General features: G+C 42.1%; 17 protein-coding genes and 1 pseudogene. 14 read left to right on the plus strand and 4 right to left on the minus strand.

All coding sequences use genetic code 11. The features are described 5' to 3' along the window. The first annotated feature begins 907 nt into the window (after positions 1-907). The 11 genes from rfbB (at position 908) to wbaP (ending at position 13728) form a co-directional block, all read left to right on the plus strand. Complete coding sequence (rfbB, locus tag SJI19_RS01775) at positions 908-1969, plus strand: dTDP-glucose 4,6-dehydratase (protein WP_323476529.1); 1062 nt, start codon at positions 908-910, stop codon at positions 1967-1969. A 26-nt stretch (positions 1970-1995) separates the two neighbouring features. Beyond that, on the plus strand, positions 1996-2871 hold the full coding sequence (gene rfbA / locus SJI19_RS01780) for a glucose-1-phosphate thymidylyltransferase RfbA (RefSeq protein WP_323476530.1): 876 nt from the start codon (positions 1996-1998) through the stop codon (positions 2869-2871). Beyond that, positions 2868-3398 (plus strand): dTDP-4-dehydrorhamnose 3,5-epimerase, encoded by a 531-nt coding sequence (gene rfbC, locus SJI19_RS01785; protein ID WP_323476531.1) that lies wholly within the window; start codon positions 2868-2870, stop codon positions 3396-3398. Before rfbA ends, rfbC begins: the two co-directional genes overlap by 4 nt. 2 nt (positions 3399-3400) lie before the next feature. Beyond that, positions 3401-4258 (plus strand): dTDP-4-dehydrorhamnose reductase, encoded by an 858-nt coding sequence (rfbD, locus tag SJI19_RS01790; protein WP_323476532.1) that lies wholly within the window; start codon positions 3401-3403, stop codon positions 4256-4258. Between the two features lie 609 nt (positions 4259-4867). Next, complete coding sequence (locus tag SJI19_RS01795) at positions 4868-5365, plus strand: acyltransferase (RefSeq protein ID WP_323476533.1); 498 nt, start codon at positions 4868-4870, stop codon at positions 5363-5365. A 324-nt stretch (positions 5366-5689) separates the two neighbouring features. Beyond that, positions 5690-6730 carry an IS630 family transposase gene (locus SJI19_RS01800; protein ID WP_323476534.1) on the plus strand — a complete coding sequence of 347 codons (1041 nt, stop codon included), beginning with the start codon at positions 5690-5692 and terminating at the stop codon, positions 6728-6730. Between the two features lie 203 nt (positions 6731-6933). Next, positions 6934-8187, plus strand: a complete 1254-nt coding sequence (locus SJI19_RS01805) for an oligosaccharide flippase family protein (RefSeq protein WP_323476535.1) — start codon at positions 6934-6936, stop codon at positions 8185-8187. Further along, the gene (locus SJI19_RS01810) at positions 8184-9173 is read left to right on the plus strand and encodes a glycosyltransferase family 2 protein (protein WP_323476536.1); all 990 of its coding nucleotides are present in this window, start codon (positions 8184-8186) and stop codon (positions 9171-9173) included. Before SJI19_RS01805 ends, SJI19_RS01810 begins: the two co-directional genes overlap by 4 nt. A gap of 684 nt (positions 9174-9857) precedes the next feature. After that, positions 9858-10748: a sugar phosphate nucleotidyltransferase gene (locus SJI19_RS01815; protein WP_323476537.1), complete on the plus strand. Its 891-nt coding sequence runs from the start codon at positions 9858-9860 to the stop codon at positions 10746-10748. A gap of 171 nt (positions 10749-10919) precedes the next feature. Continuing rightward, complete coding sequence (gene galE / locus SJI19_RS01820; RefSeq protein WP_323476538.1) at positions 10920-11936, plus strand: UDP-glucose 4-epimerase GalE; 1017 nt, start codon at positions 10920-10922, stop codon at positions 11934-11936. Between the two features lie 358 nt (positions 11937-12294). Beyond that, the gene (gene wbaP / locus SJI19_RS01825) at positions 12295-13728 is read left to right on the plus strand and encodes an undecaprenyl-phosphate galactose phosphotransferase WbaP (protein ID WP_323476539.1); all 1434 of its coding nucleotides are present in this window, start codon (positions 12295-12297) and stop codon (positions 13726-13728) included. Between the two features lie 608 nt (positions 13729-14336). On the opposite strand, the pseudogene SJI19_RS01830 reads toward wbaP, so the two are convergent. Together SJI19_RS01830 and SJI19_RS01835 are read right to left on the minus strand one after the other, a co-directional pair. After that, a pseudogene (locus SJI19_RS01830) lies at positions 14337-14471 on the minus strand (DUF5375 family protein); the annotation flags it as partial. 16 nt (positions 14472-14487) lie between these two features. Further along, positions 14488-14715 carry an ash family protein gene (locus SJI19_RS01835; RefSeq protein WP_323476540.1) on the minus strand — a complete coding sequence of 76 codons (228 nt, stop codon included), beginning with the start codon at positions 14713-14715 and terminating at the stop codon, positions 14488-14490. A gap of 422 nt (positions 14716-15137) precedes the next feature. On the opposite strand from SJI19_RS01835, the gene SJI19_RS01840 reads away from it, so the two are divergent. Next, on the plus strand, positions 15138-16100 hold the full coding sequence (locus SJI19_RS01840; RefSeq protein ID WP_323476541.1) for an Rpn family recombination-promoting nuclease/putative transposase: 963 nt from the start codon (positions 15138-15140) through the stop codon (positions 16098-16100). Positions 16101-16377: 277 nt separating this feature from the next. On the opposite strand, the gene SJI19_RS01845 is transcribed toward SJI19_RS01840, so the two are convergent. Together SJI19_RS01845 and SJI19_RS01850 are read right to left on the minus strand one after the other, a co-directional pair. After that, positions 16378-16683, minus strand: coding sequence for a helix-turn-helix transcriptional regulator (locus SJI19_RS01845; protein WP_323476542.1), 306 nt, complete (start codon positions 16681-16683; stop codon positions 16378-16380). Then, the gene (locus SJI19_RS01850; RefSeq protein WP_323476543.1) at positions 16680-17033 is read right to left on the minus strand and encodes a type II toxin-antitoxin system RelE/ParE family toxin; all 354 of its coding nucleotides are present in this window, start codon (positions 17031-17033) and stop codon (positions 16680-16682) included. The genes SJI19_RS01845 and SJI19_RS01850 overlap by 4 nt, the downstream gene beginning before the upstream one ends. A gap of 457 nt (positions 17034-17490) precedes the next feature. On the opposite strand from SJI19_RS01850, the gene SJI19_RS01855 reads away from it, so the two are divergent. After that, positions 17491-18477: an Rpn family recombination-promoting nuclease/putative transposase gene (locus SJI19_RS01855; RefSeq protein ID WP_323476544.1), complete on the plus strand. Its 987-nt coding sequence runs from the start codon at positions 17491-17493 to the stop codon at positions 18475-18477. A 539-nt stretch (positions 18478-19016) separates the two neighbouring features. Then, positions 19017-19307, plus strand: a complete 291-nt coding sequence (locus tag SJI19_RS01860) for a hypothetical protein (protein ID WP_323476545.1) — start codon at positions 19017-19019, stop codon at positions 19305-19307. The last annotated feature ends 28 nt before the right edge of the window (positions 19308-19335 follow it).

The following is a 19335-nucleotide window of genomic DNA, read 5'->3' on the forward strand; positions in this document are numbered from 1 at the left end:
GCCTGGGTTCGGCAGGCGTATAATCATGGTGCATCGTTGTACCGTTCTTGCGAAGTCATCGGGATCTCTGTGCATAGTTGGTACCGATGGCAACAGGATGGCGCAGTGATTGCGGATCAACGTCCGTTGATTGATCGTCCTGAACCTGCCAATAAACTGAGTGCAGAGGAACAACAGTCAGTATTGGCCGTCCTGGTCGCGCAAAGGATTTGTCTCGATTGATGCTGCGCGGAAGTGGGTAAAGCTCTTTATTAATTGGTATTGCCATATCCACCGCCACAGCGGGATCCAATTCGTGACACTGGCGCAGCGGCACCAGAGCAAAAATAAAGCCTTGCGGTTAGAGCATCATCAAGTTTATCAATCCGTCCGCCCACGCTGCGTGACCGGAGCGGTGGCGTGGTGAGACCATAAGTTGGGATTGAGATGAGGAAGTTCACTCAATCCTGATCGGTTTCTCACTCCGGAAAATACCGAGAATTTACAGGCAGCATAAATCGAAAATTTGTATGAGCATCTTTTGCCGTTACCGACTCGGTCAGGGGCGCTGGTTTAAACTTTTTGGCGAATGATCAGAACGCTTAATCTGGATTGAGTCCCATTTGGTGACCTAGTATTTTTCTCAGGTATTTAGTCTCTGTATAATGATATTGCGTTCTTATTTGAAACAGTCAACGGAGTGTTAAAATGTGATGAGACGTATTTAATGTTAGATATCACTTCATATATACAACATTATAATCAATTTTTAATAAACATGCTATATTAAAAAATATTAATTATGATTTAATTGAAATAAATTTAATTAAAGTTATGCGGCGATTTATTGTTATTCTATACTACGTATTTCATTGATAAAGCTGGTGCATTTTTTCTTTAAAATAGTTAATAAAAGGATTCATTTTAAATGAAAATATTAGTTACAGGTGGGGCGGGATTTATAGGTTCAGCTTTAGTTCGCCATATAATAAAGGATACCGAAGATGAGGTTTTAATAGTTGACTGTTTAACCTATGCAGGGAATTTAGAGTCTTTAGTCGAGGTGAGTAATAATTCTCGGTATTGTTTTGAACAAATAAATATATGCGATCGTATTGGCTTAGAGCGAATTTTTACTCAGCATAAACCTGATGCGGTAATGCATCTTGCGGCTGAAAGCCATGTTGACAGGTCAATTGATGGTCCATCTGCTTTCATGGAAACAAACATCATTGGCACTTATACATTGCTAGAGGCAGCCCGTCAGTACTGGTTGGCATTGGGTGTAGAATACAAATCAGCTTTTCGTTTTCATCATGTCTCAACTGATGAGGTTTATGGTGATCTGCACGGTACAGACGATCTATTTACAGAAACAACTCCCTATGCTCCTAGTAGTCCTTATTCGGCCTCTAAAGCTTCCAGCGACCACTTGGTTCGGGCATGGCATCGTACCTATGGCTTGCCGACTATAGTGACTAACTGCTCTAACAACTATGGCCCCTATCATTTTCCAGAAAAATTAATCCCTCTGACTATCCTTAACGCTATTGCAGGCAAACCTCTACCAGTGTATGGCAACGGTGCGCAAATTCGCGACTGGCTGTATGTGGAAGATCATGCCCGTGCATTGTACAAAGTGGTTACAACCGGTGTCGTTGGCGAAACGTATAATATTGGCGGCCATAATGAGCGTAAAAATATCGATGTTGTCAAAACCATCTGTCGTTTATTGGATGAGCTGGTTCCGTCTAAACTGGTTGGGGTGGGCCACTACGAAAATCTTATAACTTACGTTACAGATCGACCTGGACATGACCTGCGTTACGCGATTGATGGCGCCAAGATTAAACGAGAATTGGCTTGGCAGCCGCAGGAAACTTTTGAAAGTGGTATTCGAAAAACAGTTGAATGGTATCTGAATAATAAGACTTGGTGGCAGCGTGTTCAGGACGGATCCTATTCTGGTGAACGGCTTGGCTTAAACTAAAAATTTGTAAGGAAAGGGCAAATCATATGAAAGGTATTGTATTGGCAGGTGGTACGGGTACACGTTTATATCCAATTACCCGAGGTGTATCAAAACAGTTATTGCCGCTATATGACAAACCGATGATTTATTACCCAATATCGGTATTAATGCTTGCTGGTATTCGCGACATACTGATTATTTCTACTCCGGAGGATATGCCTTCATTCAAGCGTTTATTGGGTGATGGTAGTCGTTTCGGTGTTAATTTTACTTATGCTATTCAGCCCAGTCCCGATGGTCTTGCTCAGGCATTCCTTATTGGCGAAAAATTTATTAACGGTGACCGCTGTGCACTAGTACTTGGTGATAATGTTTATTTCGGTCAGAGTTTTGGTTCCAAGCTGGAAAATGTTGCTGCGCGTACTACTGGAGCAACGGTTTTTGGTTACCATGTGGTTGACCCTGAGCGCTTTGGTGTTGTGGAGTTTGACGATAAATTCCGGGTGTTATCTCTTGAAGAGAAACCGCTAAAACCTAAATCAGAATGGGCGGTAACTGGGCTCTATTTCTACGACGAACAGGTAGTTGAACTCGCGAAGCAAGTCAAACCGTCCTCACGCGGCGAACTTGAGATCACTACCCTTAATGAGCTTTATCTGAAGCAAAATCAATTGAATGTAGAACTTCTTGGACGTGGTTTTGCCTGGTTGGATACGGGTACCCACGAAAGCCTGATAGAAGCTTCCGTATTTATTCATACCATTGAAAAACGTCAGGGATTTAAAGTGGCTTGTCTGGAAGAAATTGCTTTTAATCGTGATTGGTTGAGTAAACAACAAGTTTTGGCAGAAGCTGAGTTAATGAAAAAGACCGAATATGGCCAATATTTAATCCAAATTGCCGAGGAACGAACTGAATGAAAGTAATTAATACTAGAATTGATGGCGTGAAAATTATCGAACCAAAAGTATTCGGTGATGCTCGTGGTTTTTTTCTAGAAACATTTGAAAAAAATCGCTATCGGTCGTTACTTGAAATTGATTTGGATTTTGTTCAGGATAACCATTCTCGCTCATCCAAGGATGTTTTACGCGGCCTGCATTTTCAGAAAACAAATCCGCAAGGTAAATTAGTCAGAGTCGTACGAGGCGAAGTGTTCGATGTCGCGGTTGATATTCGCCGAGATTCACCTACTTATGGTCAATGGGAAGGGGTCTTATTATCCGAAGAAAATAAAAAACAATTTTGGATCCCACCTGGATTAGCGCACGGATTTGTCGTGCTGACGGATGTGGCAGATTTTGAGTACAAATGCACCGATTATTATAACCCCCAGCATGAAGAATGTCTGCTGTGGAACGATCCGGCGATAAGTATTGACTGGCCGGTAGCTCAGCCGTTGTTATCTGAAAAAGATAAGTTGGGCAAGTTATTAAAGGATCTCTAAATATGAAAATATTACTTGCTGGGGCTAATGGTCAATTAGGTCGTTGTTTTCAGGATCGCGCGCCTAAAGATTGGCAAATAATGGCCACTGATAGCGATTCTTTGGATATTACCGATGCAGTTCAGGTCGAAAAAACTGTAGCACAATTTCATCCAGATTTAATTGTTAATGCGGCAGCTTATACGGCTGTTGACAAAGCAGAGTCAGACGTAGAGCTTGCGCAACGTATTAACGCCAAAGGCCCAGAAAATCTAGCCATAGCGGCCAAGTCTATCAATGCCGGTTTTGTGCATATATCGACAGATTATGTTTTTGACGGCACATCGACTACGCCCTATAAGGAAACTGACCCAACGAACCCATTAAGTGTGTACGGTGCTACCAAGCTCGAGGGTGAATTAGCAGTTCAGCAAGCCTATCCACAAACATTGATTATCCGTACTGCTTGGGTCTTTAGCGAATATGGTAATAATTTTGTTAAAACAATTTTGAGACTATCTCGTGAAAAGGAAAGCCTAAGTATTGTTGACGATCAGCGTGGTTGTCCTACCTACGCTGGAGATATTGCCCAGGCCATCATTCAACTTTATCAAAGTAATGCCTTAGCAGGAATTTATCATTTTTGTGGTGATCGAGAAGTTTCTTGGAAAGAGTTTACCGATCAGATAGTCGACACTGCCGATACTCTTAAACTGATAAGTCGTCGACCTGTGATAAAAGGAATCGGTACGTCGGAATATCCTACCGCAGCCCATCGACCAACATACTCAACGCTATCCTGTAAAAAGATTGAAATATATGGTATTCGACCATCGAACTGGATGTCAGCATTAAATTACTGCATAAGTAGAATATTTTAAAAAAAACCGGCTTGCCACATTGTATTTTGTCAGGCCGGCAACGATTTCTTTATTTTAAGATTTTAGACTTAGTGCTATATTTTTATCGTATTTTAGATTCATATATTATTTAGTCACGAAAGATGGTAATGATAATTCTAAGTTTCTTAATTATACTGGCAGTTTTTATGATTTTTTTGTTTAGTTTTTACTAACAGAGAAGAATTATTGGCTTTTGTATATTTAGATAATTTAGCTTTCGACATTTTCGAATACAAATGTTTATTTGGTCTGATTGCTATAAAAATAATTTTAATCATTAACGATTTTATATCTGTTTAATAATATAATAAATTTATTTTTTATCAGAGTGCATAGCTAATATGGCTATTGTCAGTTTTTTAAAATATCTAAAAAAAGTATTTTAAATAGTTTAAGTGAATCACTAAATAATTTACTAATTCATCAAATTATGTAATGCTTTAGTATATATTCAATGTAATAACTTAATATAAAAATAAAATTTGTTTATAATCTGAAATTTAAATTATAAATTAAATATTATTTTATTTATAATTTAAATAATAACTTGATTTAGTTGCTCCAGCATATTATCTTTTAGGTAAAAGTATGAATATATTAAAACGTGTGTATTTAAAGTTCATAAAAAAAATAAATGGAGTTCTTTGGGCGCGAAAAATGGGTGTTAAAGTTGGTAATGACTGTAGGTTAATAGATGTAACATTCAGTTCTGAACCGTATTTAGTCAGTATCGGAAACCATGTTTCTGCAACTAGAGTCCATTTTGAAACGCATGATGGGGGAGTATGGATATTTCGTGATAATTTTCCTAATTGGGATATAGTAGGAAAAATTAAAATAGGTAATAATGTTTTTATTGGCCATGGTGTGACTATTTTGCCAGGTGTAACCATTGGGGATAATATTGTAATAGGAGCATGTTCCGTTGTTAATAAAGATTTAAAATCTAATGCAATTTATGCCGGCGTACCAGCAAAAAAAATTCGGGATTTAGATTCATATTTTGAGAAATGTCGTGTTAATTCAGTGGAAACAAAATTTATGACTCTACACGAAAAAGAAAAATTTTTACTTAATCGTTTATAAGTAGTAACTGATAAGTAATCCAGTTGTGGTTTTATTGCCCATTGTATAATATTTTTTAAAAATTTTATTCAATATTCAATATTATTACATTTTAATGTTTATATTCTAGATTTATATACTTATAAAGTAAAATATATTTTATGTTTGAAATACTGCATATTCAGAAGTGGTTAATTTTAGATAATAGCTTAATTAAGTTATTTTAGATGATTTTATAAGTCTAAATACCTGCGCCAAATAGTAGATCACTGTGGGGAACTCAATCCGGTTTGAGCGATCTGATCAATCGCCAAACATCACAAATCACCACAACCGGACTGAGTTATGCCGATCATAGCATTCATACCCCGAAATGAGCGACGTCAGATGCAAAAAGAGATACATAAAACACGTGATAAAAATCATGCCCGACGGCTGATGGCCATGCTTATGCTGCATATGGGCGACTCTGTTACCGATGTCGCTCATCGCCTTTGTGCCGCACGTTCATCGGTAGGTCGATGGATTAACTGGTTTACGTCATTCGGCATCGAGGGGTTAAAAAGTCGTCCTTCAGGACGCCAAAAGCGCTGGCCTATTGAAGCTATAATACGCATGCTCGATCTATTGGTTCAACACTCGCCACAAGACTTTGGTTATCTTCGTTCACGTTGGAGTAGTGAACTGTTATCGATTGAAATAAATAAACTATTTAACGCTACACTCCATCCTGCAACACTCCGTAAAGGGTTGTCGAAAGCCAGCTTGGTCTGGCGCAGGTCAGCCCCGACACTTCACATCCGGGATCCACATAAAGAAGAAAAAATGGCCACAATCAAAGAGGCATTAGCCACGAACTGTGCGGACCACCCGGTCTTTTATGAGGATGAAGTGGACATCGATCTCAACCCAAAAATCGGGGCTGACTGGCAACGAAGAGGCCAACAAAAACGGATCCCAACGCCGGGAAAAAATGAAAAACATTATCTGGCCGGTGTGTTGCATGCCGGAACAGGACGGGTTGATTACGTCAGTTCAACAAGTAAAAATTCGGATTTATTCATCCAAATGATGAGCCACCTGAGAAGCACGTATCGCAGCGCGAAAACCATCACACTAATCGTTGATAATTACATCATCCACAAGAGTCAAAAGACCCGAGATTGGCTGGCAGAGAATCCAAAATTTATCATTATTTATCAACCGATTTACTCACCTTGGGTGAGCCGGATAGAGCTGTTATGGCTGGCACTTCATGAAACGGTGACTCGCAATCGCCAATGTCGATATATGTGGCAATTATTAAAAAATGTGAAGCAGTTTATGAAAGCGGCATCGCCATTCCCCGGCAACGGACATGGGCGAGCAAAAGTGGAGCGGTATTAGGCGCAGGTATTTAGTCTCATTTATTAGTTTTTTTTATTATTGCTGCGATTAATTCATTGATAAATGGTTGGAATATTTTAACTTAATATAAGGTGTTATTTCTGGAATAAATATGGGATTAAATTATGCGTGTTCTACCATCAAGGCTAACCGAACACTATTCGGTTGGAACCATATCAATGTTTATTTAGCTGAAAGTTATAATGAGTATGCTTAAAAACAAACAGGCACTAAATTTTATTAAAAATATGTTTTCTCTCGGAATGTTGCAGATCATAAATTACATTCTACCCATCTTAACTATACCATTTTTAGTGTCCACGATTGGCATCGGAAATGTAGGTGTAATTGCCATAGCTACCGCATTCTGCACATATTTTCAAATATGTATTGATTACGGATTTAATCTTACTGCTACAAGAGAAATTGCTAGTATTCACAATGATACAAACAGTGCTTCTGCTATCACTAGTGCGGTCTTCAATATAAAAATAATATTGTCCATTCCACTCTTTTTTATTTTTTTTGCTATAGTTTATTTGGTGCCAGCATACTCTAGTGAAATTAGGGTGTTTGTGATAACCTATTTTATTTGCGTGTGTCAATCCATGTTTCCTCAGTGGCATTTTCAAGCGACTGAACGCATGATTTATATTACCATCGCGAATAGTATTCCTAAAATTCTAGCAACCATTTTGTTGTTTTTTATAATACACAGCCCAACAGATACGTGGAAAGTGCAGACAATATATTTCTTTGGAACGGCAACTTCTGCAATATGGGCATTTATTATATTAAAGGTTAAGTTTAAATTTAATTACAGATTTGATCTTGTAATGATTAAAAAGCAAGTTGCTCATGGTTGGAATATATTTACAGCAAGGTTTTTTTCAACTCTATATAAAAATTCAAATGTCCTGATCATTGGAGCTTTGTGTCCGCCAGCACTTGTTGGTGGATATGCAGTCGCTGAAAAAATCATTCGAGCTGCTCAAACTGTACAGAACGTTGTTGGCGATAGTCTCTTTCCTTGGGTAGTTAAACAGTCCGGTGGAGATGGTAAGTTTTTTAAAATCATGAATGATCGCTATAAAAAAATCATTATTACTATATACATGTTCAGTGCTATTTTTGTGTTTTTTTTCGCTGACTTCATAGCCAAAATATTAGTCAGGCATGAATGGCAAATAGTTGGTTCACAACTTAAAATCATGGCATTTGTATTTTTTTTTGGTGGTTTAAACTATTTTTATGGGATTTTAGGACTAGTAGCCCATGGTTTCAACAAGTTTTTTTCGAGGGGAGTAATAGCAGCCGGTTTGTTTAATGTTATTACTTGCTATCTTCTTGTTTTAAAACTATCAATAACTGGGGCATCTATCACTATGGTTCTTAGCGAAGCGTTGTTATTAATACTTATAATTGTCTTTATAAAAAAATCTGGAATTACCAAATGAAAATAACTGCCGTTATTGTTACATATTCGAATCGTGCAGAATACTTGTCACAGGTTGTTGGTGAATGCCTATCACAAGGTGTAGATAAGGTAATCATTATCGATAATGGTTCCCCTATTGACAACCAAAAACAGATTAAAGCAATAAAAACTCTCTATACTGAGGAACGCATAGTTATTCATACAAACAAAAAAAATGAAGGATCAGCACCTGGATTTGCTCTCGGTATACGCATGGCAATAAAACAAAGCAATAATGATGATTGGTTGCTTGTCCTTGATGATGATAATAAGTTAGATACTGGTGCTGTTAGCTATTTAAGATCTTTAGCTGAGGATAATACCTATAATAATGCATACTGCTGCCTAAGATCTGATCGAGAACACTATATCCGGTACCTAGAAACGCATGATAAAAAAATTCTGCTAGGTGCACCAAACACTTTTGTGTACTTTTCATTTACGGGGTTTATAAAAAACAAACTGAGTTGTGAGAAACAACTTCCTATTTTAAAAAGAAAAAATGATGAACCGATTCCATGCCCATGCGGGCCTTATGGTGGCTTATTTATGAGTGTTAAGGCGTTCAAAAAAGCATACTCTCCAAATGAACTCTTATATCTTTATTTTGATGATACGGAGTTTACATTTAGACTAGTTGACCAAAATATTAAATTATGGCTGGCTCCACAGGCAAGGATATTTGATATAGATAAATCATGGGGAAATAAAAAATTAAGTCATAAGTTTTCTAACCAGTATTTTGAAACTGATGAGCTCAGGATAAAATATTTTTTTAGGAATAGAGTTTATCTAGAAAAAAAATATTTCGTTACTAAAAAACATGTATATGTATTTAATATGGTAATTTACATGGCTATCTTAGGTGTTAAAGCTGTCTTAAGTGGTTCGATTCCAAGGTACCGAGTTATATGGAAATCTGTGATTGATGGGTGGAATTTTGATAAATTAAATGTTACTCACTAATGATTATTATAATAAATATAATTTATTTTTTATATTGTAATAATTATTGCATATAGGGTAACTCATTTTGGTTATCCTCTACACGCTAAGTGGGTTGAATAATTCTTATTTACTAATTATCTATAATTTCCAGTAATCTGATTTGGTCTTTTAAACGTTTATTTATTATTATATTTTAGCATAAAACATAAAACATAAAACATAAAACATAAAACATAAAACATAAAACATAAAACATAAAACATAAAACATAAAACATAAAGCAGTAACTTTAGATTTCAAAAAAACAAGCAGTTATATTCCTAAATCTCGATTAACAGAAAATTAAATTCATGTCTAAATTTTATAAGGATATGCTCTAAATACAAAGTGTTATCATTAATTATTTATGAATTAATAGTATAATCGTTACCAATATAGATCACGAACGTAAAGTTTCAAAGATATTTATTGTCTAACTCATGACATCTAAATAACAGTTGTAGATTTCCATATAAGTCAATAGATAAACCCACGAATAATGGGATGCTTAGATAAAAGAAAACTGACACACCTCTGATGCAGGGTAAGACCACAGCTCTGCTGAATATGTTAAGAAGTGAGTTATCAGAACAGCGTTCCAGATGCTATATTGTATCTAAGCTAAATCCGACATGTCTTTTTCACATTCTGGGTACCAATTGAATGAAAACGTTAAAAGCTGTTATTCCCGTCGCCGGTCTGGGTATGCATATGCTACCGGCAACCAAAGCCATCCCAAAAGAGATGCTGCCGATCGTCGACAAACCGATGATCCAATATCTGGTGGAAGAGTGTGCAGCGGCCGGCATTAAGGAAATTGTGCTGGTTACTCATGCCTCTAAAAACGCCATTGAAAACCATTTTGATACCTCGTATGAACTGGAAGCTCTGCTGGAAGCGCGGGTAAAAAATACCTTACTGGCGGAAGTGCAAGCGATCTGCCCTAAAGGGCTGACCATCATGAACGTGCGCCAGGGTGAACCGTTGGGATTGGGCCACGCCATCTTGTCCGCCAAACCGATGCTCGGCAATTCGCCCTTTGTGGTGGTGCTGCCCGATATCTTGCTGGATGATTCCACTTACAATAATCGCACCGAAAACCTGGCTGACATGGTCAAGCGTTATCATGAAACGGGCCATAGCCAAGTGCTAGTACAGCCCATGCCGCGTGAACATTTGCCAGAGTATTCGGTCATCAGCTGCGATGCCGAGGTTTCTAACCCCGGCGATAGAGCGTTGATCCAGTCCTTTATTGAAAAACCACAGGATCTGAGTGAGTATGATTCCGATCTGGCGGCAGTAGGGCGTTATGTCCTGTCCGCAGATATCTGGCCACTGTTGGAAAAAACCGAGCCAGGCGCCTGGGGCCGTATCCAACTGACTGATGCGATTGCCTCTCTGGTGGATCACCAACCGGTTGATGCGCTCTATCTCACCGGTAAAAGTTTCAACTGTGGTCGGAAGCTGGGTTATATGCAGGCTTTTGTCACCTACGGTTTACGTAACGAAAAATGGGGCAAGGATTTCCGCGAGAAAATCAAAAACCTGCTGTAGTGCGGTGTCGTGCGTTGTAGCGCAGCGCGTTATTAAGATCACTCGCGGCATCAGATAGCTAACAGGGTTTTATCACCCTTCGGCTTGACTGAACTGGCATCACGCGGTTAACGGTGTAAAATTTGCAGGATAAGCGGTTAACCGCGTAAAAAATATTACCAAGGAGTGTATATGGCGATTCTCGTCACTGGCGGAGCCGGTTATATTGGTTCCCATACGGTGCTGTCGTTACTGGAGCGCGGGGATGAGGTGGTGGTGCTGGATAATCTATGCAACGCTTCCGACGTTTCCTTGGATCGGGTATCGGAACTGGCGGATAAGGATATTGTCTTTTACCAAGGCGATGTGCGTGATCCGGATTGTCTGCAGCGGATTTTTGACGATCACGAGATTTCTGCCGTGATCCACTTTGCCGGGTTAAAAGCAGTAGGGGAGTCGTCCCGCCTGCCGCTGGAATATTATCAAAATAACGTCTCGGGCACCCTGATTTTACTTGAAGAGATGCGCCGTGCCGGCGTACATAACTTTATCTTCAGCTCGTCGGCTACCGTATATGGCGCCAACGCGCCGGTACCGTATGTGGAGACTACGCCTATTGGCGGCACTACCAGCCCCTACGGTACCTCTAAGGTGATGGTAGAACAGGTGTTGCAGGATTTTGCCAAGGCAGAGCCGCAGTTTTCCATTATCGCGTTGCGTTACTTCAATCCGGTGGGTGCCCATGAGTCTGGCCGTATCGGTGAGGATCCTAACGGCATCCCGAATAATCTGTTGCCGTTTATCGCTCAGGTGGCGGTAGGGCGCCAGGAAAAACTGAAAATATTTGGCAACGACTATCCCACCGACGATGGCACCTGCAAACGCGACTATATCCATGTGATGGATTTAGCCGACGGCCACCTAAAGGCATTGGACCATCTGGCGGCGATTAAGGGTTTTAAAGCCTACAATCTGGGCGGCGGCGTGGGCTCGTCGGTATTGCAGATGGTGCATGCCTTTGAACAAGCGTCGGGCAAGACTATCCCTTATGACGTAGTGCCGCGTCGTGAAGGCGATCTGGCCGAGTTCTGGGCTGATGCTTCCCTGGCAAAAAAAGAGTTGGGTTGGGCGGTTAGCCGGGATTTGGCTTGCATGATGCGTGACACCTGGCATTGGCAACAACAAAATCCCAATGGGTACGCTTTGTAATATGCTGGATATATAAGGTCTACTCATTTTATTAGGCCTTATTTCGTCTCACTGTGTTAAATTCAACCGCTACATTTTTGGCGATCAAAGGCTAATTTACATTAGCCTTTAGCCTGGTTCACTTATGAACTAACCGGATTAGGATATTTTGCTTTCAAAAAATATTCATTTAGATTTCATTTGAGCGCTATTCTTCTGTCACAGATAAACAGGATTATATTCTATAAAATTTAGAGACTCTTCCTATAAATAATAAACCAAAATAATGATAAAATTCACCTGAATTAAGATAATGTATTCCACTCTTTTATCGGGTTGTTAGAGAGGCGTCTTCATTAATTGCTAACAAAGAGCTAATATGAAAAAAAATAACTATTCTCTTCAAAGTGCAGTAACAAAAATAGCATTGGCATTTTCAGATTTGCTTTTCTTTAATCTCTCGTTAGTCCTGTCATTTGTGATAATAGGCTACATGTCAAATGATTTGTATGCGTTTGTACCACAAAGTGAGATACATTCCAGATACTATTCGCATATTATATTGTCTATTGTTTGTGTGACCTGGTTTTGGACCAGGCTACGGCATTATACTTATCGCAAACCATTTTGGTTTGAGCTAAAAGAAGTTCTGCGGACGTTACTTATCTTCTCGGTTATCGATCTGGCTATTGTGGCGTTTTCCAAATGGGAGTTATCCAGGTATGTATGGTTTTTTACCTGGGTGATTGCTTGTATCACTATCCCGTTAAGCCGTGCGGTGGTTAAGCGTGTATTAAACCGATTGGGCATTTGGAAAAAACAAACCGTTATTATTGGCTCAGGAAAAAATGCTTGTGATGCTTACCACGCACTGCAAAGTGAAGAAATATTGGGATTTGATGTTATTGCTTTTTATGCAGTAGAACCGGGTGATTTTTGTCATTTGTTGGACATTCCGGTGATCCATAGTGAAGACGAACTCTGGTCACTGGTAGATATTGATAATACCCAATTTATCGTGGCGGTAGAATTTGAGCAGCATTCCAAGCGGGATTATTGGTTAAAGAATTTAGCTAAACATTACTGCCGTTCCGTATCTGTTATTCCGACCTTGCGTGGTGTGCCCTTGTATGGCACTGATATGTCGTTTATTTTTAGCCACGAAGTGATGATTTTACGGGTAAGCAATAACTTAGCTAAGCGATCTTCACGTTTTCTTAAGCGCGGATTTGATATTTTAGGCTCATCATTAATTATGCTGTTTTTATCGCCAATAATACTCTTTATCCTGTATCAGGTATCCCGTGATGGCGGTAACCCAATCTATGGACATGAACGAATTGGCTTAAACGGCAAGAAATTCTTTTGTCTGAAATTTCGTTCCATGGTGCTAAATTCCAAAGAAGTGCTGGCTGAGTTGTTGGCCAATAGCGAAGAGGCCCGTCAGGAATGGGATAAGGACTTTAAACTTAAAAACGATCCGCGCATTACCAAAGTGGGGCAATTTCTGCGTAAAACCAGTCTTGACGAGTTACCGCAACTTTGGAACGTTTTTCGTGGTGAAATGAGCCTGGTAGGGCCAAGACCGGTGATTGAAGTAGAACTCCAGCGTTATGCTGGTGATGCCGATTATTACCTGATGGCTAAACCGGGCATGACCGGGCTGTGGCAGGTGAGCGGCCGTAATGATGTTGATTATGATGTGCGGGTTTATTTCGATGCATGGTATGTCAAAAACTGGTCTTTGTGGAATGATATTGCCATTCTGTTTAAAACCATCAATGTGGTGTTGCGGCGTGATGGTGCTTATTGATTAGCCAATGCGTAGTATTTGCAGGGGTGATATCAACAGACTAAGGGGGATCAGGGTGGATCGCCTTAAGCGAGTATCTCACTTTGTGAAATTGATACCGGAGATGCCGCATAGCGCCTTGACGAGTGCCCCTGAAAGACGGATTGATTATGCTGCTGGATACCGGATTTATTATTCAGTAATAAAAGGCAAAATAATCTTGCTCTTTATCGGGGGAACAAAAAAACGCAAAATACCGACGTTGATAAAGTCATCAGATACTTAGCCGATTATGAAAAGAGGCTTAAATCATGACCGCGACAACCAACAAAAAGACCGCCTCTAAGGCGGTTACAACCGATTACCCGTTTTCAGTGAGCCGTGATGCGGATATGATAAAAACCTTACGCGCAGATCCTGCATATGCTGAGATTTATCTTCAAACGGCATTAGCAGACATTTACCAAGAATGTGGGATCCCCGCATTTCTTATCGCGTTACGTCGTGTCATTGATGCCCGCGCGGCGGGCGTGCGGTGCGCCTTACGTCTGCGCATTAGTTGAATAAGCAGACCTGCTAGAATAGTCTTTTCATCCGGGGTCAAGTGACGTCCAATTCACATGGGGCGCTTCCACCTCATTGGCAATTTTGGCTTCCAGTGCGTCCAGGCTTAAGGCCAGTTGGATCCCGTAGTGCTCACAGGTTGTTTGATAAGCGCAGGCCACGGCGCGACGATAAAGCGCAATTCCAACGGGAAACAGGATTGATTATCGATATTCATCAGCGCGTCACCTCCATGCTGGCAGAAATGACCGTAAAGGCGGAATGCGAAATAACGGGGAACATAGCCATGGTAGTGGCCTCCAATAAGTAACGGTTATTGCTACCACTGGAGTTCCTACGCTTATGAGGGGTAGGAATATCGGCCTTATTGAACACCGGCCAGCCCGAAGGCTGCCCCACCTGAGCCACAATTGTATAACTGCATCGCGGTAAAAACCGCTGCATACAAAACGGCAGACTAAGGCCACAACATAAAATACACGCTTGGCGCGTGTTGTGTCACCAATAAGTAACACGGGTTCCTACGCCCGGCTGCCGATATTGCGACAGCGCAAAAACTATAACTAACCGTACCACCCATGAAAAGACTTTTTTGTAGGTGCATGGGTAATTTTCAGTAGTCTGTGTGTTTTTTGCGAACTGGCCGGCAAGTTTGGTTATTTTCACGATCCAGTGGACGGTCGTGACCTCATTGAGGGGATGAGGTAAAACGTGGCCGTACACTTTGAGGGAAATAAAGTCACTCTGCGTACCGCATTCCATTTTATGATTTATTTGTTAAAACAACAGCGTAATTACGGTTTCGACTATAGATCCACGTTTCCCTGATGCGATAGTATGCCATCCCAATTTGCCAGGGAGGCTTGATGACAAAATTATCGTCACATCACGATGCGCTGTTCAAAAAATTTCTCGGGGATATCAATGTGGCGCGGGATTTTCTTAATATTCATCTGCCCGCCCCATTACGCCAGCGCTGCGATTTGAGCACCTTAGCCATGGAATCCAGCACCTTTATTAAAAACAATCTGCGTAGCCGCTACTCTGATATGTTGTATTCGGTGCAGACCACGGGTGGGCCAGGCTACATTTATACGGTGATAGAACACCAATCTCGCCCTGAAAAAAAGATGCCCTTCCGTATGCTGGGTTATTGCCTTGAGGCCATGCAGCAACATCTCGACCAGGGGCATAAGCAGTTGCCGGTGGTGATACCGCTGCTGTTTTACCATGGACGCACCTCACCTTATCCCTATACTACTTATTGGCTGGATTGCTTTGCCGACCCTGAACTGGCAAAATCGGTTTACACTCAGGCGTTCCCGCTGATTGATCTCACCACCCTGCCGGATGATGAGATCATGACCCATCGGCGAGTGGCGGTTCTGGAGCTGATTCAAAAGCATATCCGAACCCGTGATATGCTGGAGTTAAGCAACGATATCGCCCGGCTGATAAGCCAATGGGCGCTGCCACATGCGCAGTTCCGCAGCTTGATGTTTTATATCGCGGAGTGTGGAACCACCTCGGATGTAGAACAATTTTTGTATAATATTGACCAAAAGATCACTGATTATCGGGAGGATGCGATGAAGATAGCTGAGGTACTACGGCAGCAGGGCATGCAAAAGGGTATTCAGGAAGGCATCCTGATTGGCGAACAAAGAGCTGAACAAAGAGGCGAACAACGAGGCGAACAAAAAGGTGAGAAAAACGCCGCAGTGAAAATAGCCCGCCAATTGATCACCTGCGGTATTGAGCGCTCAGTCGTTAAGCATTCTACTGGGCTGACTGATCAAGAGTTGGATAGCCTGATGGGTCTGCAATAATTGCCATATTTGTTCGCTGTTTAAAAAGCTTATGCTCGCAAGTTGAGGGTTACCCCGTATGTCAGAGTCGTTGAGACGATGCCCTTGTAGGGATTTCATCCTCAATCCAGAGGGCTGGAGTGTCTCTATGCCGTGTTTACCCAAGACTTGCAAGGACGGCATTTTAAGTAAAATGCCTTGCCGAACACCAGGAGAACGAGGTTGTAAGCGGTGTCGCGTTAGGACTGCATAAAGGCGAAGCGGGGAATGCATATACTTGCCCGAGCGGTCTCCCTGCTCACACTCGCATGGTCCTTCCGCCGGATCCGTCAGGCATTTCAACGTACAGGCTCAGTTTTCCGCCCATGGCCTCAATGTAGCGCTTAATGGTGATCAGTCGCTGATCAGCACCACCTTGCTCGATCTGCGTGATGCGGGGCTGTTTTACACCCATCGCCTCGGCGACGGTTTTCTGAGACAGTGTCAGCTCTTCACGGAGCAGTTGCAGGCCAGTATCAAGGATCATTTCGTCTGCAATAAGCTGGATTTCAGCACGTTCTACATCTGAAAACTCAGTTGTCAGGAAGTCATTCAGGTCAGTCATTTATCTTTCCTCTTCATGTCGTCCAGATGCCGGCTGAACACCTCGTCGGCCCGTGAAATCATACGGTTATACAACTGCCTCTCATACGATTTGTCGTCGGTGCAAAGCACGATGGCCCTGCGTTCTGGATCAAACACGTAGAAGGCGCGAACCGGATGACCTGCATGCTGTACCCTGAGCTCCTTCATGTTGGGATACTGAGAGCCCTTGACTGTATCCGCGTAGGGTCTTGGAAGACTCGGGCCGTACTGCTGCAGGTTAAGAAGGCTGGCAGCGATACGTTTTTTGAGGCCTTTTTCCTGAGCTAGCAGCCACTCCTTAAATGTTTCCGTAAGGTTAACTTCCCACACTACACGCTTTCCATATAAGCCTTTACTTATATATTTATATGAATAAAGGCTTATATTGTCAAATAGTAGACGGTGACTGCCTGAGTTACTTACCCGTGCTGTTTAAAATTTGAAATCAAACAGTTATGTTCACTATCAACTCATGTATACGGTAAACACCGTTAAATCGACGTACTACCTCTATCCATAGTGCGGCACATTTTTGAATAAGGGGCCAAGTCCTCATTCCAGGGCAACATGCGTCGAGTTTCTCTTGGGCGTCCGCTTCGCCGATGTGGTCCAACATATATTGGATGTTGGGCTTTTCCATACCCTTTGACGGAAATAAAGTCACTCTGCGTACCGCATTCCATTTTATGATTTATTGGTTAAAACAGTGCAGTAGTTACGGTTTCGACTATAGATCCACGTTTCCCTGATGCGATAGTATGCCATCCCAATTTGCCAGGGAGGCGTTATGACAAAATTATCGTCACATCACGATGCGCTGTTCAAAAAATTTCTCGGGGATATCAATGTGGCGCGGGATTTCCTTGATATCCATCTGCCCACCCCATTACGCCAGCGCTGCGATTTGAGCACCTTAGCCATGGAACCCAGCACCTTTATCAAAAACAATCTGCGCAGCCGCTACTCTGATATGTTGTATTCTGTAAAAACAACAGGCGGGCCAGGTTACATTTATACGGTCATAGAGCATCAATCTCGCCCTGAAAAGAAGATGCCTTTCCGGATGCTGGGTTATTGCCTTGAGGCCATGCAGCAACATCTCGACCAAGGGCATAAGCAGTTGCCGGTGGTGATACCGCTGCTGTTTTACCATGGACGCACCTCACCTTACCCCTATACTACTTATTGGCTGGATTGCTTTGCCGACCCTGAACTGGCAAAATCGGTTTACACACGACCGTTCCCACTGATTGACATCACCACTATGCCGGATGATGAGATCATGACCCATCGGCGAGTGGCGGTTCTGGAGCTGATTCAAAAGCACATCCGAACCCGTGACATGCTGGAGCTAAGCAACGATATCGCCCGGCTGATAAGCCAATGGGTGCTGCCACATGCGCAGTTTCGCAGCTTGATGTTTTATATCGCAGAGTGTGGAACCACCTCGGATGCAGAACAATTTCTGCATAATATTGACCAGAATACCACTGATTATCGGGAGGATGTTATGACCATAGCTGAGCAACTACGGCAGCAGGGCATGCAAAAGGGTATACAGCAGGGCAAGCAAGAGGGTATTCAGGAAGGTATCCTGATTGGCGAGCAAAGAGGTGAACAAATAGGTGAACAAAAAGGCGAACAAAAAGGTGAAAAAAACGCTGCGGTGAAAATAGCCCGCCAATTGATCACCTGCGGTATTGAGCGCTCGATAGTTAAGCACTCCACCGGGCTGACTGATCAAGAGTTGGATAGTCTGATGACCCTGCAATAAGCACTATTTTTATTCGCTGTTAAAAAGCTTATGCTCGCGAGTTGAGGGTTGCCCCTTATGTCAGGGGCGCTGAGGCGGAGCCCTTGTAGGAATTTCATCCTCAATCCAGAGGGCTGGGGCATATCTATGTCGCGTTTACCCGATGCCGGCTGAACACTTCGTCGGCCCGTGAAATCATACGGCCATACAACTGCTTCTCACCCGATTGGTCGCCGGCGCAAAGCACAATGGCTCTGCACTCCAGGGATGATGTCCGCGCAGCATTGTTGCGGGATGAAGCCACGTCACAGGTTTTGGACGCGGTGTTTATGAGAAAGTAGGCTATAATTTATTAGCTAACCATGTGATAAGCATTACTTAACTGGATTTTATTGCAGTCATTCTCCGCCAAAAAATTCCTTGCGGTTCATTGCCGTTAACGGTATCTTTTAGCTGCACCTGCAAAATCAGGTGCTGGGATTGGAACCCTAATTAACCTCACTGACGATAAGACGATGTTGCGTCTTTTTTTAAATTCGTCACTCATTGGAGGCTGCCTTATGGCTATGGCTACAATCCCCACTCAAACTCACGCATTACTTTCCATTCCTTTCGATGCAACCACCGATTTCACCGTGATGGCAGGCCATTGTGAAAACCTGGCCGACGCTTCACTCCATTGCGACGATCCGGCGCAGCGCCCAGCGCTTTGCCAGCGGCTTACCGATTGCCTGGCCCAGCTGCGGCCCATGTTAGACGACGCCATCCCGCCTCATCTGATTGAACGCCTTATCGTGGATGAACGGCCCATAACCTCACCTCGTTTTGAGCCCGAAGCCGATCTGCTGTAAGGGGTCGGTGAACTCACGTTGTGCGGAC

It is taken from the genome of Acerihabitans sp. TG2 (assembly GCF_035013185.1).
Taxonomy (GTDB): domain Bacteria; phylum Pseudomonadota; class Gammaproteobacteria; order Enterobacterales; family Enterobacteriaceae; genus Acerihabitans.